The organism is Citrobacter sp. MGH103 (genome assembly GCF_001034475.2).
Classification (GTDB): Bacteria; Pseudomonadota; Gammaproteobacteria; order Enterobacterales; family Enterobacteriaceae; genus Citrobacter; species Citrobacter freundii.
In genome coordinates this window covers 1,438,364-1,456,818 of record NZ_CP073043.1, presented here as the reverse complement: position 1 = coordinate 1,456,818, position 18,455 = coordinate 1,438,364, and the positions used below count along the sequence as shown (strand labels likewise).

The window sequence follows — 18,455 nt, the reverse complement described above, 5'->3', positions numbered from 1 at the left end:
ATGAAGCCCGATGTACAACGCGTAAAACAGTTCCTGCTCAACCTGCAGGATGAGATTTGTCAGCAGTTATCCACCATAGACGGCACCGAATTTGTTGAGGATAACTGGCAACGCGAAGCGGGCGGCGGCGGGCGCAGTCGAGTGTTGCGTAACGGCGGTATTTTCGAGCAAGTAGGCGTCAACTTCTCTCATGTCCATGGCGATGCAATGCCGGCCTCGGCTACTGCACATCGCCCGGAGCTTGCCGGGCGTAGCTTTGAAGCGATGGGCGTCTCGTTGGTGGTGCATCCGCAGAATCCTTACATTCCGACCAGCCATGCCAACGTACGTTTTTTTATCGCGGAGAAACCGGGCGCCGACCCGGTGTGGTGGTTTGGCGGCGGCTTTGACTTAACGCCCTACTACGGCTTTGATGAGGATGCAGTTCACTGGCACCGCACGGCGCGGGATCTATGCCAACCGTTCGGCGAAGATGTTTATCCCCGTTACAAAAAGTGGTGCGATGACTACTTCTTCCTCAAGCACCGCAACGAGCAGCGCGGCATTGGCGGGCTGTTCTTCGATGATTTGAATACGCCAGATTTCGAGCACTGCTTCGCCTTTATGCAGGCTGTTGGAAAGGGTTATACCGAGGCGTATTTGCCCATCGTTGAGCGCCGCAAAGCAATGAGCTGGGGCGAGCGTGAACGCAATTTTCAGCTTTATCGTCGCGGACGCTATGTGGAATTTAACCTGGTATGGGATCGCGGCACATTATTCGGTTTGCAAACCGGCGGGCGCACGGAATCGATTCTGATGTCGATGCCGCCGCTGGTACGCTGGGAGTATGACTGGCAGCCAGAAGCGAACAGCCCGGAAGCCGCCCTTAGCGAGTTTATTCAGGTCCGCGACTGGGTGTAATGGCCTGATAGCGACACAATTCGTAGGCCGGATAAGACGCAAGGCGTCGCCATCCGGCAGCGCAGCAAGCACAATTGCCTGATGGCGGCTAACGCCTTATCAGGCCTACTCAAGCTATACCATCACGCCCACTGGCGCATACGCTGATGCAGCGTCAACGACGGTTTCTCCGCAAACAGTTGCTGGTAGTCGGTAGCAAACTGCCCTAAATGCCAGAATCCCCACTGCATGGCGGCGTCTTTCACCGTCGCACTCTGCGACCACGGGCTTATCAACTCACGGCGCACGGCGTTCAGGCGAATACGTTTCAACCAGGCATTCGGGCCAATACCGAGGATCGCGTGAAAGGCGTTTTGCAACGTCCGGCGGCTAACGTGCAGTTGATTGCATAAATCGAGCACGGTCAGCGGCTCTGACATATTTTCCAGCACATATTCTCGCGCACGCGACAGCAAGCGACGATAGCTCTGATGGCTGATGCTCTCCGCAGTCATAATCGGCTGCGCTTCTTCCAGCATAGTCCCCATCGCCAGCAGCAGGTTATCGCCCAACACTTTGCGTACCGCAGGTTGGCGAAGGTTTTCCGGGTTTTCGCTAAACGTCGCCAGCGCCTGCTGCACAAAGCCCCATAGCGCGGCTTTGTGTTGTTCTTTCACTTCCAGCGCCGACTGGTTGCGCAGCATATGCAACACCCTTTCCGGGTTATGCAGGAAGTTAGCCTGACGGGCAATGGCCTCTTCAGAAATGACGACACCCAAAATGGTGTAGTCATCCGGCGTACTTAGTTCAAACTCCGTCCCGCCTGGGCGGGTGGCAATTTCAGCGTTACCCAAACACTGGGTACCAATAAATCCCTGCTCGCCGCGCGTGGCCGGAATGCCAAACCAAAATGAGTTTGGCCAGACAAGGCATGACTGACGCAGCGCCAGTCCGGTGTATTCACGGAACACCTGAATATCATCGAGCAGGATTTCCGTGAACTCGCCATGAAATTTTCCCGGATGCAGCTGGTCGTAGATCTGCTGCCAGGCTGTAATCGTCAGCGCGTGCTCATACACATCCGTTGTCCGCCGTTGATGAACGTTGTCCACTTCCACTTTCGGCGTCAATTTAACGTCTTCGGGTAATACTTCATGATAAAGATGGTGCAAGTTTGCAGTACGGTTCTTTTTCATGATCTTTTAAGCCGGAAGCTTCAACGAAGCCCCCGGCCCTCCGACAGGTTAATTTTTTAAGCGATAGCGACTACTGCGTTTACGCAACGCTCCGTCAGAAAAGAGCTGTTCCAGCGCATTTCTGGCTTCATCAAGTGACCAGCCAAAGTGGGCAGCCACTTCCCCTGCCGTCATTCCTTGACGGACCGATGTTAACAGCGCCAGCAATTCATCAGAGGATTCAGATGACACAGGTGCTTCCTGCGTCTTCTCTGGGGCCACATCTGACTTCACTTCAGGCTTCTGCTCTGGTTTCTTCGGGTCTGGTTTCTTCGGCTGGCGTTTAAAACCGCCGATCAGCCACTGGGTGTCATCGTCCGGCCGGCCTATTTCCTTACGGCTGATAACACGGCCTGTACGCGCTGCAGCTGCACTGCCAGCATCCAGCGCTGCTCGGCATGCCGCCAGATCGCCTTCCACCACCAGCGTCAGCCGACCAGGATCGAGCACTTCGTGGCTAAGCAGGCGCACATTCGCGGCTTTCAGCATGGCATCGGCCGCGTCCACGGCAGCCACCATGCCATCCACTTCCAGTAATCCCAGTGCATTGATCATCACTACCTCTCTTACGCGCGCTGGATTGGATTACGGGCAATATCCAGAACGGCATCGGCAAAGGCGTTACATGCGGCTTTACAAGCGGCCTGGCTACCGGTCAAAAACGCTGCTGAATAGTTGGTTTCTGACGGCGGTGGTACATAGGTTACCAGTTGTACATCGGCAGATTTCAGCGCGGCATCAATACCAAATGTCGCTTCCAGCGGCGGTGCTACCAGATACGCCATCGGATCGCCCAGTCGGCATCCCGCGGTCGCGGAAAGATACGAACCGGTACGCGAAACCACATGCGCCAGGAAGGCGGTATCTTCTGCGTCATTCGCCCACTGGAATGCCGCACCGCTTTCAATATTGGCCACCATCGCGTCCAGACCCGCGCGAACTTCGGCCGGGTTTGGTCCACCGAGCATAATCAGCACTTCGCCCGAGGTTGGAGAGGGACTGTGCGCCGCACCGGCATACAGCGAGCGGCCATAAACCACTTCCACCATCGCCTGTTTTGTCGCTTCATCTGCGGCAATATACGCCACGTCATCAGAGTCTGCTGTGATGAGTCCGAGGCTACGTATATGTGGCGGTAATTTAAGTTCGCGGGCAAAACCGTCATTTACCGAGGCAATCACACGCATCGCGGTGACTGAAGGTCTAATCAAATCTAATGCTGGCATGATGCCTCCTTAACGGGTCATATTGATGCCGGATGCTTTTTGCTCCAGCATGCGCTTGGCCAAATCCACAATCACCGCCGCCGCTTCAACCGGTGGCGTACCGCCCTGGTGAATGTTCGAGATGCAGGTACGGTCAGCCTCAACGGTGGTTGCCACACGCGGCGAATAGACGGCGTAGCAAGAAAGACTTTCCGACTGGCCGAGGCCCGGACGCTCACCAACCAGCAGGATCACCGCTTTTGCACCCAGCAGTTCGCCGATCTGATCTTCAATTTTCACGCGCCCATAGCGAACAAAGAACGGCGTCCCGACCTTCAATCCGGCCTGTTTTAAGCCCGACAACAACGGCGGCAGGATCTCTTCGTAGTTGGCGGTGATGGCGTCAGTAGACAGGCCATCAGAAATAATCACCTGCACATCCGGATTCATTACACACTGTGATTTCAGTGCTTCAATGGCTTCCGCACTCAGACGACGTCCCATGTCCGGGCGCGTCAGATACAGGTTTTTGTCGCTGATTTCCGAGCGCACTTCCAGTAGTCCCTGGGCTTTTACCCACTCTTCCGGCACTTCTTTCAATACCGTATCTTTCGAACGCGAGTGGTCGGCCAGGAAGCGCAGCAGTGCCTGAGTGCGCGGACGTGGACCGGCACGACCGGTACATACACGCGCAGCGGTGCTACGGCGCAGTTCGGTCAGCACTTCTGCACGGTGCGGGTTCTCAACGCCAATCCACGCTTTCGCTTCAGCTGAACCTAAGTCCATCGCACAACTTTCACCGGTCGGCGCGGCGCACTGCGTAGTGCTGCATTTCACTTCCGCTGATGGCGCTTGAACCTGCGGCTCTCCCATTGACGCCATTACGCTGCGTACAATTTCTTCAATCTGTTTTTGATCCATCGTGTGTCATCCCCGCGTCATCAGAAGAACAGTGACGGATCGCCCGCCCGTTTGGTCAGGCGACCGTTTGCCATAATGCCCATGGTTTCCAGCCAGCGTTCAAACTCCGGCGACGGGCGCAGGTTCAGCAACTGGCGCACGGTCGCGGTGTCGTGGAAGGCGGTGGTCTGGTAGTTGAGCATGATATCGTCACCGAGCGGCATGCCCATGATGTAGTTGCAGCCAGCGGTGGCGAGCAGAATCATCAGGTTTTCGTTGAGGTTCTGGTCAGCATCAGCATGGTTGGTGTAACAGCAGTCGCAGCCCATTGAGATGCCGCTCAGCTTGCCCATGAAGTGATCTTCTAAGCCCGCGCGAATAATCTGACGGTCGTTGTAGAGATATTCCGGCCCGATAAAGCCCACCACGGTGTTCACCAGGAACGGATCGTAGTGACGCGCCAGCCCGTAGTTACGCGCTTCCATCGTCACCTGATCGGCACCAAAGTTAGCGCCAGCGGAGAGCGCAGAACCTTGCCCGGTTTCAAAGTACAGGCAGTTTTCCCCGGCGATACGGTTGAACTCAGCGCCCACTGCACGCGCTTCATCCAGCATGGCCAGCTCAACGCCAAACTCTTTTAAGCCTTTTTCGCTACCGCAGATACTCTGGAAAATCAGCCCGCCCGGCGCACCGCGACGAATCGCTTCAATCTGGGTGGTGACATGCGCCAGTACGCAGCCCTGGGTCGGAATATTGAACTTGTCGATAACGCCATACACGGTATCGAGCACGCGGCTTAAGTTTTCCACGTCATCTGTGACCGGGTTGACACCGATCACCGCATCGCCCGCACCGAAAGACAGTCCTTCATAGATTTGCGCCGCAATACTCTGCACATCGTCACGGGTATCGTTCGGCTGCAAACGGCAGCTAAAGGTGCCCGGCAGACCGATGGTGGTGTTAGCCTTTTTGATCACCGGCATTTTCTTACCGCCGTAGATCAGGTCCGCGTTAGAGCAGATTTTTGCTACCGCAGCGACCACTTCCGACGTTAACCCTTTACGCGTAAACGCAATGTCATCAACAGAGGTTTCATCGCTCAGCACGTACTCGCGCAGCTCGCTGATACTCCAGTTTTTGATGCGGTTATAGGCCGTTTCGTTGACGTCATCCTGAATAAGACGCGTCACGCAGTCCTCTTCATAGGAAATCACCGGGTTATTACGGATATCCGCTACCGTCATTTCCGACAATACCTGCTTAGCCGCCACGCGCTCTTGCGAACTGGTTGCAGCGACACCTGCCAGCACATCCCCCGAACGCAGTTCGTTGGCTTTTGCCAGCACCTCTTTAACATCCTTAAACTGATAAACATTGCCGAACAATGTGGTCTTTAGTTTCATAAGTCGTTCCCTCAGGAAGGAAATGCGAGTGATTTCACCGTCACCGGCACAACCGATCCGCCAAAAAGAGGCGTACCAATGTCGATATAGTCCCCCGCCCGGACAACCACCTCATCGATGACCGCCAGCGGGTGTTGCTGTAACTGTGGGCGTAACAGCATGCCCAGGGCTTTACCAAAATCCTGCTCGGCTACCACCAGCAGGGGATGCGGATTCGGATAGCGCGCGACAAAGGCCAGCAACGCATCAATCACCGTTAACAGCGCGGCGTAGCGCACCGGCAGAGAAGCGGGCAGCGCCAGCACGTAGGCGTCCGTTTGCGGGTCCAGATCGAGCTGCATTAGTGCCTGTTGCCAGGCGGCCACCAGATCAGCCTCATCAACCGGAATCGCCACCGGCAGATTGCGCAGCGGAAGCGCCACACCTTCCAGCCAGATAGTGCTGCCCGAAAGCGACAGCGTATGCGCACCGGCGCCAATCACTGTGGCGCGCACGGTTTGCGCAGGGAACTGCACGTTCATCTCACGCAGGCGCGGATGTTCATGCAGCGCCGTCGCTAACAGCGGCCCAATGTCGGAAAAACAGAACGGATCGGCAGGTTGGTTGCGGTAGCACTCGCCCACCCCGCCGGACAACGTAATCACTTCCGGCTTCACGCCCGCCGGTAACAGAGCGGTTTGCATCAGCGCCTGTGCCAGCGGTGATAACGTGCCGTCAATCACCTCCACAATCAGCGCCGCCATCCGTCTAGCCACCTGAACAAGCTGCGCCGCATTGAGGGTTCGGGCATCAGTGCCTGGACCAAATACGTCATCCACAATCATTTGTCCCGGCTGATGCGCATGCACCACGCGCCCCTGACCGTCCGTTTCCAGTAGCCGTCCGCCGACGTTCAGACAGGCCGATCCGCTGACTTTTCCGGCATCGAACAGAACATAGTTCGACGTACCGCCGCCGATGTCGATATTCAGTACGCGGCACAACTTCTGCTCGGACAGGGTTTGTGCCCCCGCACCGTGACCAGCAATCACCGATTCCAGATGCGGACCGGCGCTGGCAACCACGAAATCCCCCAGCGACTGGGAGAGCGCCATCACCGCCGGGCGCGCGTTGCGCGTTTTGGCACTTTCCCCGGTAATGATGATCGCGCCGGAATCAACCGTTTCCGGCGCAATGCCCGCCGCCTGATACTGGGCGAGGATCAGTGCTTTCAGTTCGGCCTCTTTCAACCCGCCCTGCTTATCAACGGGGGTAAAGAACACCGGGCTTTGCCAGCTAATTTCGCGTTTGATGAATTCGTAGCGCGGCACCTGCGACACTGCCGCACGGTTGACCAGCTCAAGGCGTGAGAAGATCACCTGAGTGGTGGTGGTGCCGATATCGATACCGACGCTGAGTAGCTGGCGAGTATTCACGATTGCGCCTCCGGATTGGTTTCTGCTGGTGCCGGAACATCTTCGTCTTTCGGTACTAACAGCATAGCCACACCAATCGCCGTCACGCCGCCGATCAGCTTGCCGACAATCATCGGGAAGATCATGGCGTTCATGTTGGCAGCGGCGAAACCTAAGTGGTCACCCAGAGCGAAGGCCGCGGAAACCGCAAAGGCGCAGTTGATCACTTTGCCGCGGGTATCCATGTTTTTCATCATGCCGAACATTGGGATGTTATTGGCAAGCGTTGCCACCATACCCGCAGCCGCAATGTTATTGACTTTTAACAGGTTGCCGACGCTCATCAGCGGTTTTTCAAACCAGCGGGTCAGCAGCAGCACCATCGGGTAGGCACCCAGCAGCACACAGGAGATAGAACCGATAACTTCGATGGCGCGCATCACTTCACCCGGCTTGTCGCCTGGCGCCATGAAAATAGGATCAAGACCTGGGATCAGCTCCCAGCCGAGCAGGAACTTGATGACTGCCGCAGCCAGACCGAGGGTGATCAGCGCTACCAGGAACTTGGCGAAGATCTGGAAGCCGTTGATCATTTTTTCCGGGATGAATTTCAGTCCCAGCGCCACCAGCACGGCTACGATCAGCACCGGGATCATGTTCATCAGGATCAACGCAAAGGTGAACTCCACCGGCTGACCGTTGATTTCCACGCCGGAGTACATCGCGACCAGACCACCCGCAATACAGCCAATCGGAATGGTGACAATACCGGCCAGCACGCCCAGCGCCAGATAACGACGGTCAGACGGTTCAATAATTCCCAGCGCAACCGGAATGGAGAACACCAGCGTCGGCCCCATCATCGCGCCGAGAATCAGGCCAGAGTACAACCACGCCGCCACATCGCCGCCCGCCAGCTCTTTCGCCAGGAAGAAGCCGCCCATATCGCACGCCAGCAGCGTTCCGGCAAACATCGACGGGTTCGCGCCCAGCATTTCGTACAGCGGAATAATTACCGGCCCGAGCACATGCGCCAGTACCGGCGCCAGCGCGGTCATACCGACCATCGCCAGGCCCAGCGCGCCCATTGCCATAAAGCCTTCTTCAAACTGACCGCCCGACCCCTCAATGCTCTTACCGAACCTACCGAGGAAGCGCGCCGAACCGCCGAACTGCGACAGGATCCTGTCCACGGCGGCAATCAGCATAAAGAACATCATGATGTACATGATGATTTCGTTAATTCCCATAGCCCCTACTCCCTGTCATTTGTGATTTGTAGGCCGGATAAGACGTTTACGTCGCCTCCGGCATTAACGCCGTGTTATTGCCGGATGGCGGTGCAAGCACCTTATCCGGCCTACAGGCATTACCCGGCAGCCGCGTACAGGTCGATAATCTGTTCCTGCGTGGCGGTGCGTGGGTTACTGCGAATACAAATATCCTCCAGCGCGGCGTGTGCCCATGCGCTGTAATGCTCGGGTTTTGCTCCAACGTCTGAGAGTCGTTTGGTCTGGCCCACTTCGCTAATCAACTCGCTGACCGCGTTGATAGCATCACGATCGTCCGATTTCTTGTTGGTTAACGCGCGTCCGATATGGCTGAAGCGCTCACGACACACCATGCGGTTGAACCCCATTACCGTAGGAAGCAGCATGGCGTTAGCCTGTCCGTGTGGGATATGCAACGTCGCTCCCGGCTGGTGCGCCATCGCATGGCACAGGCCCAGCCCTGCGCTGGAAAACGCCATCCCGGCCATACAGGAAGCCAGCAGCATGCTTTCGCGCGCCGCCAGATCCTGACCGTAGCCGACGGCCTTCGGCAGCGATTTACCTATCATCGCAATCGCGCCAATCGCCAGACTGTCGGTAAACGGCGTCGCGTTCAGCGCGCTATACGCTTCAACGGCGTGCGTCAGTGCATCAATCCCGGTCATTGCCGTTACATGTGCAGGCACGCCTTCCGTCAATGCAGCGTCCAGGATCGCCACATCCGGCATCAGGGTTGCGTGGGCCAGCACTTTTTTGAGTCCAGTCGCGGCGTCGATTATTACCGTGACGTTGGTGGTTTCTGAGCCCGTTCCGGCGGTAGTCGGTACGGCAATCAGCGGCAAACGTGGGCGTAACGCGCTGCGCTCGTCCATGTCTGCCAGCGTCTGAGTGGGGTTGGTCACCAGCAACGCCACTGCCTTGGCGGCATCGAGTACGGAGCCACCGCCGAAGGCCACAACGCCATCGCACTTCGATTCACGCAATTGCGCGACCGCCGCGCAGACGTCCGTAATGCACGGTTCGCCCACCGGACATGGCCACAGCGTCATCGCCACGCCTTTCATCGCCAGACTGCGCTCCAGTGCGGCGGTCATCCCCGCCTGATGCAGGAAGCTGTCCACCATGACGAACATATGCGTCAATCCGCGCGTTTGTGCTTCCTGTCCGCAGGTACTGAGCGCTCCCAGCCCACAAAGGGTGACCGGTGGAACGCTAAACGTTTTTACGCGTTGCAGATTCAGGGTATCGAATGCCTGAAAGAGCGCGGTCTGCAATTCAGCTTGCATAGATTCCTTCCGCTTTTTCTTTTCCGCTGTTGGCAATCGCCAGCGGGGTCATAAACAGGCTGTGCTGGGGTAAATGCACCTGCAGTTCCGGAAAACGCTTACGGAACAGCTCATCAACGCCCGGCTGCATGCAGGAACCACCGGCCAGCCATAAATCGGTAACGCCCTGCCCCGCAATATGATGAGCCACGATTTCCGCCATTTTTTCGTAGACAGGCTTCACCACCGGCCAGATTTCTTTGCCATTGCTACGCTTGTACTGCTCGGCTTCTTCTAACTGGATACGACGGTTCCCGGCCAGCGTCAGAGAGATATGATGCCCACCGGTTGCTTCATCAGCGGAGTAGGTCACCTTGCCTTGTTTAACGATCGCAATCCCGGTAGTGCCACCACCAATATCCACCACGCCGGCGTTATCGAGCTGCAACAGATCCGCCACCGCTGTCGGTTCGTCGAGCACATGGCTCACTTCAAGCCCGGCAGACTCCAGCACGTTAATAGAGATGCGAGGGTCAGTTCCCGGTGGAAATGAGGTTGCCGCATGGGTAAAGCGGCAACCCAACTGTTGTTCGAGCGTATCGAGATGGCGACGAACGATGGTCACCGCACCAAAGAAATCCCAGACGATGCCATCGCGCACGACATCGGCCCAGTCCAGGCAAACCGCGACCGGCTGTCCGTCACTGTCCACAACCATCGACACCACATCACACGTTCCCAAATCAATGCCCAACCACAGCGGTGAATCGCTCTTAGTGGGCGTCTGGTTACATAGCGTTGCCGCTTTTAGCAGTCTGGGTGTCAACCAACGTTGTTCGTCGTGCGCCATCTCATTTACTCCTTATACAATTCTGAAGGCGTCTACCAACACACAGCGACGCAGACGCACAAACGTACGCGCACTGGTCACCCCTTCCCCGGTTGGTGTGGTAATGGTCATCGTGGTCCAGCCTTCACCGCCCAGTCCAAGACCGGCAATGCACGGTCCGTTCTTAACGAAGATGCTGGTATCAATGGCGTTTGCCATACGGTTCATGTTGTCGATATTGCGTGAGTGCATCGCCGCCGTATGGTGGCAACCGCCTTCAAGCTTGACCGCCAGTTCAATGGCTTCATCGACGTTAGCAACCCGCACGACCGGTAGAACCGGCATCATCAGTTCGATGACGGCAAACGGATGCGTCGCGGAGGTTTCGACGAATAACAGACGGGTTTGCTCCGGTACGTTCAGACCAATCGCCGCAGCGATTTTGCCTGCGTCACGACCAACCCAGTCACGACTGACCGTGCCTTTACCGCGCTCATCGATATTTTTCAGCAGCACCGGCTGCAGCTGTTCGGCCTGGGCCGTGGTGAGTTTCACCGCATGCTGGCTTTCCATCAGACGCATCAGTTCATCAGCAACGCTATCGACCACGATCAGCACTTTTTCGTCAGCGCAGATGATGTTGTTGTCAAACGATGCGCCTTTGACTACCGACTGCGCCGCGCGTGCCAGGTCAGCCGTTTCATCAACCACCACCGGCGGATTACCTGCGCCAGCGGCAATCAAACGTTTGTTGGTGTGCTTACGCGCGGCATCTACTACGGCTTCACCACCGGTCACCACCAGCAGGCCGATACCTGGGTACTTGAACAGACGTTGGGCAGTCTCGATATCTGGGTTGGCAACTGTCACCAACAGGTTTGCCGGACCGCCTGCGGCAACTACCGCCTGGTTAAGCAGAGTGATAGCGCGCTGAGAGACTTTTTTCGCCGCCGGATGCGGTGCGAAAACCACGCTGTTACCAGCGGCAATCAGGCTGATGGCGTTGTTAATGACGGTCGCGGCCGGGTTGGTGGATGGGGTTACCGAGGCCACCACGCCCCACGGCGCGTTTTCAATCAGCGTCAGACCGTTATCGCCGGTCAGAACCTGTGGAGACAAGCATTCCACACCCGGCGTGCCGCGCGCCTGCGCCACGTTTTTGGCAAATTTATCTTCGACGCGTCCCATGCCGGTTTCAGTGACGGCAAGTTCCGCTAATTCTCTGGCGTGCTTTTCGCCCGCCTCACGTAGCGCCGTGATAGCCAGTTGGCGCATGGCGACGCTTTTCAGCCCCTGCTGGGCCAGTTTTGCTGCCGCCACTGCGTCATCCAGGGAGGCAAAAACGCCCATTTCTTGAACGGCACTGACGGGTTGGCTGCTGTCTTTCATTTTCAGCAGTACCGCTTTCACGACCTGTTCAATATCCTGTTGATTCATGATTTTCTGCCTTATTTATGGAAGATCACCTGACCACCTGCCACCACTTCATCGACAATGCCAATCACGCACAGATCGACAGGCGATGATTCATTCCGGTGCGCCTGACGGGCGGAGCTTCCGCTGACCAGCAGCACCCACTCTCCGGTTCCCGCCCCGATGCTGTCGATAGCAACAGCACATTGCCCGTCGGGATTTCCCTGGGCGTCAATCATTTCCACCATCAGCAACTTGTCGTGCGCGAGCCCCTGATGGCGTACGGTACAAACAATTTGTCCTGTAACGATTGCCAGTTTCATACGCGCCTCCGTGGCATATTTCAGGTAAAACCTCCCCCTACCCTCCGCAGAAGGTAATGTGAAAAGGAGAGAGGGTGACGCCAGCAATGAAGTCTGTGGCGTCACATGGACGACTTACATGTCGTTGCTGTCGCCTTTAAAGCTGATCGGGAACACTTCTTCCAGATCGCCGTGCGGACGCGGGATCACGTGCACTGAAACCAGCTCGCCAATACGCTGTGCTGCCGCAGCACCTGCGTCCGTTGCAGCTTTACATGCCGCTACGTCGCCACGGACCATGGCAGTGACCAGACCGCCACCGATCTGCTTCACGCCAACCAGTTTCACGCGTGCCGCTTTAACCATTGCGTCAGAAGCCTCAATCAGTGCAACCAGGCCCCGGGTTTCAATCATTCCTAATGCTTCCATTGTGTTTTCCTCTCATTAAGGGGTCCTGAACGGGACCTTATACAACCAGTGTGTGCGAGGCGTTTTCACGACTCATGTCAGTCTGGCGCGGCACTGCTGCCACCAACGCCAGTTCGATAATTTCCTGTACGCTACAGCCACGAGAGAGATCATGAAGCGGTGCGGCAAGCCCCTGAATCAATGGCCCTACTGCGCGATATCCTCCCAGACGCTGAGCGATTTTGTAGCCAATATTGCCTGCCTCCAGCGATGGGAAGACCATCACATTGGCATTGCCCTTTAACGGACTGGCGGGCGCTTTTTGCGCAGCGACATCCGGAACAAAGGCGGCATCAAATTGCAGTTCACCGTCCACGGTAAGCTGCGGGGCACGCTCACGAACGATCTCGGTCGCCTGCTGCACGTTAGCGACGTTAGGATGGCGAGCACTGCCATTACTTGAAAACGACAGCATGGCCACGCGCGGCTCTTCACCTGTGATCGCCTTCCAGGTTTCAGCGCTGGCGATGGCGATATCCGCCAGCTGTGCAGCGGTGGGCTGCGGCACAACGCTACAGTCTGCAAATCCTAATGACGGCCCGAGATACTGCGGCAGCATCAGGAAAATTGACGACAGCGTTTTGCAACCAGGCTGTAATCCAATAATGCGCAACCCTGCACGCAGCACGTTTGCCGTTGATGACAGGTTGCCCGCAATACACACATCGGCTGTACCGGCACTGACCATCGCGGCGGCGAACATCAGCGGATCGTTGAGCTTCTCCCGCGCATCCGGCGGCGTTTTTTCGCCCGCCGTTGCCCGCCAACGCAGGGCAAACTCTTCACGCATCTGTACATTGCTTTGTGGATCAATAACCTGAATACCGTCCATGGCTACGCGATGGCTGAGCGCAAACTGGCGTAGCGCAAACGGGCTGGCGACGAGAATGGGGCGTGCCAGACCGTGCTGATGCAGGTAATTGGCCGCCTTCAGCACCCGGACATCCAGCGCATCCGGGAACACTACTCGTGCAGGTGAGCGTTGGGCGAGTTGACGAGCACGTTCAATGATCATTGCTTCTCCCCCAGTCTCTGTTGAATTTGACTAACCGTCAGCGGATGCTTCGCAACACTCAGAATCATCATCACGTAGACCGTACTGGAAAGGCGGTTGAGCGCCTGCATAATGTCCGGTCGCATAACCTCAAAACTGCGAGTGATGAATACCTGGGCCGCCACCGTCTCCGTTTCACGGACTTTGGTACGCAGCAGATTAAGTAACGCGCAATCACGTCCATGGCTGGCTTCAGGCACCAGATGGTCGTGGTCCAGATAGCGCAGCGGTTGATGCGAAAGACGGTGTAAATCTTCGTCACTTAAACCCACGACAGCTTGTGCTGCCAGCGGCTCATCCATGGCGTCTGCGCGCATAATATTGCCCAGGCGCGAGCGGATATCCGCCAGCCACGGCTGCCATGGTTCTGCCATCTCAATCTGCAACCACACGGCCAGGGCGATGGTGCTGTCCAGCGCGGCGCGAAATCCCAGCCGAGGGTCACTTTTGGCGACCATCTTGTCCGCCGTCAGATGCGTCAGGGTGTCCGGTTTCTTCGCCACCGGTTGATGGCACAGTTCGCAGCTGGCCTGTGGATGCGTATCACTGCTGGTTAATCCATGAACCGGCTGCGGCTGCTGTTCTTCGTCATCAATAAACAGGCTGCCCTGCTCGTCAATAAACTTAATGCGCAGATGTCGGCTTTCCAGTAATTCCCGGGCAGACGGCGTCAGGCGAGCGTCAGCGGGGAGATGAATTTCAGCCCCTTCGCTGAGCGTATGATTCGCTCTGAGCCATGCTTCGGTAATGAAATCCTTCATACATCCGCCTTAGCAGGACTGCCAGTTCGCAGGCCAGGCCACATACAGAAACTTCACCGTCGATGGCGTACCAAATTCGATGCTGGAGCCTTTCGGGATAAACATCACGTCCCCGGCTTTTGCAATCATGGTTTCGCCTTCGTGGCGAACATGCAGCTCTCCTTCCAGAATCATGTCGATTTCGTCGTAGTTCAGCGTCCATGGGAAAAAGGCGTTATCCCACTGCATAAACCCGGCGGCCATGCTGCTACCGTCCTGGTCGGTCACCAGATCGGTTAAGCCCACGCAGTGCGGCTGCGCGCCGTCAAAACGACCAAACTTCACGCTGCTGCCGTCGATGACTTTCACACCGCCTTTGCCGGTCACCGAGTTAAAGCTCGGCTGCATTCCGCCCTGCTCCAGCGACTGCTTTTCCTTCATGACTTTGTCCATCAGCTGCGCGACCAGGCTTTCGGTAAACTGCCCTTCCGGTAACTGCGCAATGATGGTTTCGCGAATACGCTGGCTTTCCGTTTTGCCATCAATCACCGCAGCCGGAGCAGCAGCGACGGCGCCTGGCGCGGATTCATCGCATTCACTGATGGTAACGCCCAGCAGCTCCGCAACTTCGCGCGCCTCCGGGGTGATGATGCTGGCGCGCAGAACAACCGACATTTCCTGTTCGCCGCGTGCGTGGGCCGCACGAATATCGTTAGCTGTGATGAGTTTTTTCACCTGCCCTTTCCTCCTTTTGGCTGAGCTCAGTCAGATAATCCACCAGGTGCTGCACACTGCGCGGGTCATGGCTATTGAGCTCAAAAATCGGCTCCTGAAACCCCATCCCGCGAAGTAGTTGTCGCGTTGCGGCGACGTCGGCATCCGGCATGTCCGTTTTACTGATAACGGCGATTTGTCGTTTACTGGCACCGATATCCAACAGCCCGGCAGGTAAGCGACTTTCTTTATCATTTGCCGCGTGTATATAAATCAACGTATCAACATCCTGCAGCGTGGTAATTAAGGCGTGATACCAGCGCGGATGGCTAAAATATTCCCCTGGCGTATCGATATCGCCATTTTCATTAAACTCCACGGCCTGTGTTTTTCTGGCGAGGGAATAATTCCCCTGTAGCGCATTAAAGAGCGTTGTTTTCCCCGCCCCCACCGTACCGACAAACGCAATACGTTTCATCGCCGCCTCTGATTAACTTTTTGTCAGGTTGCACAAAGTGAAATTTAATAATCGACCCAGACCGCTTACCGTCTGTAATAACGCTTCTTCTACTGCGCCTACCGAGCCGTAGATCACCAGTGCGCCGCTGAATCTATCGAGAAAACCGATATGTACATCCGCCGCCTTCATGGCTAAGTCACCGGCAATCATCGCGGTTTCGCCTGGCGTCAGCGTCATGATGCCGATAGCGCCCGCTTCGGGAACGCCGATCTTTTTCGCTAATTCCTCGCCGGGGTGCGCAATGAGATGCGCCAGCGTGACCTGTTTCCCCGGCACAAATTCCTGAATAATGCGTTCTTTTTCCATTGCTCACCGCCTCCGCTAAAACTGCCCTTATCGTAGCAATTTTTTGTCAGAGTAAATAACAAAATTCGGCAACCAGGTTTAAAAGGTGAAGTAGATCACTAAGAAAGGGAAAATAAAAAGGCGCGAGAGAAACCCGCGCCGGAAATTAATTAAAGTGAAATTACAGCGGCTGCGTTTGGGCTTCTACAACCGCCAGCGCCACCATATTAACGATACGACGAACAGAGGCGATCGGCGTTAATACATGAACAGGTTTCGCAACCCCCATCAGCACCGGGCCAACCGTTACGCCTTCAGAACTGGAAACGCGTAGTAAGTTGTAACTAATACGGGCCGCTTCCATATTCGGCATCACCAGAATATTCGCTGAGCCTTTCAGCGGACTGTCCGGCATGCGGTCATTACGGATACTTTCCACCAGCGCGGCGTCGCCGTGCATTTCGCCGTCAATCATCAACTCTGGCGCGCGCGCCTTAATCAGCTCCAGCGCTTCGCGCATTTTGCTGGCCGACGGGCAGTCAGAGGAACCAAAGTTGGAGTGCGACAGCAACGCCACCTTCGGTTCAATACCAAAGCGACGCACAGTCTCTGCCGCCATCACAGCGATTTCCGCCAGTTGCTCAGGCGTAGGATCGTCGTTGACGTAAGTATCGGCGATAAAAGTGTTACCACTTGGCAGCAGCAAGGCGTTCATCGCCCCAGCAGTATGCACGCCGTCACGATGACCAAACACCTCTTTCACCACGCTGAAGTGCTCATGGTAGTCACCAATCGTACCGCAGATCATCGCATCCGCTTCGCCACGCTGCACCATGATTGCACCGATCACCGTAGTGTTGGCAATCACCGCACGCTGCGCCTGCTCCTGGGTGATCCCACGGCGCTTCATAATCTGGTAGTACTCGCTCCAGTACTCTTTAAAGCGTGGATCGGATTCGTTGTTGACGATCTCAAAATCGACGCCCGCTTTGATCTGCAGCCCCAGTTTCTGGATACGCATTTCAATAACGCTCGGACGACCGATCAGGATTGGTTTTGCCAGTCCTAAAGTAATCAGCTCCTGAGTAGCATGCAGTACACGCGCTTCTTCCCCTTCCGTCAGCACCACACGCTTCGGCGCTTTGCGTGCCAGGGAGAAAATTGGCTTCATGAACAGGTTGGTTTTGTAGACGAATTCAGTCAGCTTATCGATGTAAGCGTCAAAGTCGGCAATCGGACGCGTGGCCACACCAGAGTCCATCGCTGCTTTCGCCACAGCAGGGGCGATTTTGACGATCAGACGCGGGTCGAACGGTTTCGGAATGATGTATTCCGGGCCGAAGCTCAGGTCCTGATCGCCATAAGCAGAGGCCACCACTTCACTCTGCTCGGCATGCGCCAGCTCAGCAATGGCGTGCACCGCCGCCAGTTTCATCTCTTCGTTGATGGCCGTTGCACCGACATCCAGCGCACCGCGGAAGATGAACGGGAAGCACAGGACGTTATTAACCTGGTTCGGGTAGTCTGAACGGCCAGTACAAATGATTGCATCGGAACGCACCTCTTTTGCCAACGGCGGCAGGATTTCCGGTTCCGGGTTAGCGAGTGCCAGAATCATTGGCGCACGCGCCATCTTCTTAACCATTTCCTGCGTCAGCACTTTCGGACCGGAGCAACCGAGGAAAATATCTGCGCCGTCAATGACATCATCCAGCGTACGCTTACCGTCATCCACCACCGCATAAGCCGCTTTGGTTTCCGCCATGTTCGGTTCGCGGTCTTTGTAAATCACGCCTTTGGAGTCACAGACCACAATATTGTGTTTCTGCATACCCAGCGCTACCAGCAGGTTCATACAGGCAATCGCCGCTGCGCCTGCGCCAGACACCACCATGCGCACGTCGGAGATATTTTTCTCAACCACCCGCAGACCGTTCAGAATTGCGGCAGTACTGATGATTGCCGTACCGTGCTGGTCATCGTGGAAGACCGGAATATTCATGCGTTCGCGCAGCTTTTGCTCAATGTAGAAACACTCCGGCGCTTTGATATCTTCGAGGTTGATACCGCCAAACGTGGGTTCCAGGGCCGCAACCACATTGATAAATTTATCCGGATCGAGTTCATCGACTTCAATGTCGAACACGTCGATCCCGGCGAATTTCTTAAACAGAACGCCTTTACCTTCCATCACCGGTTTGCCGGCCAGTGCGCCAATATTGCCCAGGCCCAGCACCGCCGTACCGTTGGAAATAACCGCAACCAGGTTGCCGCGCGCGGTGTATTTGTAGGCTGCCAGCGGGTCCTTTTCAATTTCAAGACACGGTGCAGCCACGCCCGGCGAGTAGGCCAGCGCCAGGTCGCGCTGCGTTGCCAGAGGCTTGGTCGGAGAAACCTGGATTTTACCGGGTACCGGAAATTCGTGGAAATCGAGGGCGCTTTGTTTTAACTGGTCATCCATCTTGTTGTTCCTTTCACGTATCTATCAAAAAAGTGGCGCGGGTAACCATTCTACTGAGCCGCACATTATCACCTCAGTCAACGGCACAAACTTTGAAGGTCCCCAAACTCTCACCAT

Annotated in this window: 19 protein-coding genes; 1 reads left to right on the top strand and 18 read right to left on the bottom strand. The window is 56.2% G+C overall.

All coding sequences use genetic code 11. The features are described 5' to 3' along the window. Positions 1 to 900, top strand: a complete 900-nt coding sequence (gene hemF, locus SK33_RS06840) for an oxygen-dependent coproporphyrinogen oxidase (RefSeq protein WP_048218370.1) — start codon at positions 1 to 3, stop codon at positions 898 to 900. Positions 901 to 1,022: 122 nt separating this feature from the next. Here hemF and eutR read toward each other — a convergent pair whose 3' ends face one another. The 18 genes from eutR to maeB form a co-directional block, all read right to left on the bottom strand. After that, positions 1,023 to 2,075 (bottom strand): HTH-type transcriptional regulator EutR, encoded by a 1,053-nt coding sequence (eutR, locus tag SK33_RS06835; protein WP_003038041.1) that lies wholly within the window; start codon positions 2,073 to 2,075, stop codon positions 1,023 to 1,025. A gap of 48 nt (positions 2,076 to 2,123) precedes the next feature. Beyond that, positions 2,124 to 2,669, bottom strand: coding sequence for an ethanolamine utilization microcompartment protein EutK (eutK, locus tag SK33_RS06830; protein ID WP_048218371.1), 546 nt, complete (start codon positions 2,667 to 2,669; stop codon positions 2,124 to 2,126). A gap of 11 nt (positions 2,670 to 2,680) precedes the next feature. Further along, positions 2,681 to 3,340, bottom strand: a complete 660-nt coding sequence (eutL, locus tag SK33_RS06825) for an ethanolamine utilization microcompartment protein EutL (RefSeq protein WP_003838537.1) — start codon at positions 3,338 to 3,340, stop codon at positions 2,681 to 2,683. Positions 3,341 to 3,349: 9 nt separating this feature from the next. Then, entirely contained in the window at positions 3,350 to 4,240 is an 891-nt protein-coding gene (eutC, locus tag SK33_RS06820; RefSeq protein WP_003038033.1) for an ethanolamine ammonia-lyase subunit EutC, read from the bottom strand. Between the two features lie 20 nt (positions 4,241 to 4,260). Beyond that, positions 4,261 to 5,622, bottom strand: a complete 1,362-nt coding sequence (eutB, locus tag SK33_RS06815; RefSeq protein ID WP_003038029.1) for an ethanolamine ammonia-lyase subunit alpha — start codon at positions 5,620 to 5,622, stop codon at positions 4,261 to 4,263. A gap of 11 nt (positions 5,623 to 5,633) precedes the next feature. Beyond that, positions 5,634 to 7,037: an ethanolamine ammonia-lyase reactivating factor EutA gene (eutA, locus tag SK33_RS06810; protein ID WP_003038026.1), complete on the bottom strand. Its 1,404-nt coding sequence runs from the start codon at positions 7,035 to 7,037 to the stop codon at positions 5,634 to 5,636. Then, positions 7,034 to 8,266: an ethanolamine utilization protein EutH gene (eutH, locus tag SK33_RS06805; RefSeq protein ID WP_048210966.1), complete on the bottom strand. Its 1,233-nt coding sequence runs from the start codon at positions 8,264 to 8,266 to the stop codon at positions 7,034 to 7,036. Before eutH ends, eutA begins: the two co-directional genes overlap by 4 nt. A 119-nt stretch (positions 8,267 to 8,385) precedes the next feature. Continuing rightward, the gene (eutG, locus tag SK33_RS06800) at positions 8,386 to 9,573 is read right to left on the bottom strand and encodes an ethanolamine utilization ethanol dehydrogenase EutG (protein WP_003038020.1); all 1,188 of its coding nucleotides are present in this window, start codon (positions 9,571 to 9,573) and stop codon (positions 8,386 to 8,388) included. Continuing rightward, complete coding sequence (gene eutJ, locus SK33_RS06795; RefSeq protein ID WP_003838530.1) at positions 9,563 to 10,402, bottom strand: ethanolamine utilization protein EutJ; 840 nt, start codon at positions 10,400 to 10,402, stop codon at positions 9,563 to 9,565. The genes eutG and eutJ overlap by 11 nt, the downstream gene beginning before the upstream one ends. A 12-nt stretch (positions 10,403 to 10,414) precedes the next feature. Further along, positions 10,415 to 11,818: an aldehyde dehydrogenase family protein gene (locus SK33_RS06790; RefSeq protein WP_048218373.1), complete on the bottom strand. Its 1,404-nt coding sequence runs from the start codon at positions 11,816 to 11,818 to the stop codon at positions 10,415 to 10,417. Positions 11,819 to 11,829: 11 nt separating this feature from the next. Continuing rightward, complete coding sequence (gene eutN / locus SK33_RS06785) at positions 11,830 to 12,117, bottom strand: ethanolamine utilization microcompartment protein EutN (protein WP_003038011.1); 288 nt, start codon at positions 12,115 to 12,117, stop codon at positions 11,830 to 11,832. A 114-nt stretch (positions 12,118 to 12,231) separates the two neighbouring features. Beyond that, a complete protein-coding gene (eutM, locus tag SK33_RS06780; RefSeq protein WP_003835054.1) occupies positions 12,232 to 12,525 on the bottom strand; it encodes an ethanolamine utilization microcompartment protein EutM in 294 nt (97 codons plus the stop codon). 37 nt (positions 12,526 to 12,562) lie between these two features. Beyond that, positions 12,563 to 13,579 (bottom strand): phosphate acetyltransferase, encoded by a 1,017-nt coding sequence (gene pta / locus SK33_RS06775; protein WP_048218375.1) that lies wholly within the window; start codon positions 13,577 to 13,579, stop codon positions 12,563 to 12,565. Next, positions 13,576 to 14,379, bottom strand: a complete 804-nt coding sequence (gene eutT / locus SK33_RS06770) for an ethanolamine utilization cob(I)yrinic acid a,c-diamide adenosyltransferase EutT (RefSeq protein ID WP_003038004.1) — start codon at positions 14,377 to 14,379, stop codon at positions 13,576 to 13,578. The genes pta and eutT overlap by 4 nt, the downstream gene beginning before the upstream one ends. A 9-nt stretch (positions 14,380 to 14,388) precedes the next feature. Continuing rightward, on the bottom strand, positions 14,389 to 15,093 hold the full coding sequence (gene eutQ, locus SK33_RS06765) for an ethanolamine utilization acetate kinase EutQ (protein ID WP_003038001.1): 705 nt from the start codon (positions 15,091 to 15,093) through the stop codon (positions 14,389 to 14,391). After that, positions 15,071 to 15,550 carry an ethanolamine utilization acetate kinase EutP gene (gene eutP / locus SK33_RS06760; RefSeq protein WP_003037998.1) on the bottom strand — a complete coding sequence of 160 codons (480 nt, stop codon included), beginning with the start codon at positions 15,548 to 15,550 and terminating at the stop codon, positions 15,071 to 15,073. Before eutP ends, eutQ begins: the two co-directional genes overlap by 23 nt. 12 nt (positions 15,551 to 15,562) lie before the next feature. Continuing rightward, positions 15,563 to 15,898: an ethanolamine utilization microcompartment protein EutS gene (eutS, locus tag SK33_RS06755; RefSeq protein ID WP_003037995.1), complete on the bottom strand. Its 336-nt coding sequence runs from the start codon at positions 15,896 to 15,898 to the stop codon at positions 15,563 to 15,565. 160 nt (positions 15,899 to 16,058) lie between these two features. Continuing rightward, positions 16,059 to 18,338 (bottom strand): NADP-dependent oxaloacetate-decarboxylating malate dehydrogenase, encoded by a 2,280-nt coding sequence (gene maeB / locus SK33_RS06750; protein WP_003838520.1) that lies wholly within the window; start codon positions 18,336 to 18,338, stop codon positions 16,059 to 16,061. Between the last annotated feature and the right edge of the window lie 117 nt (positions 18,339 to 18,455).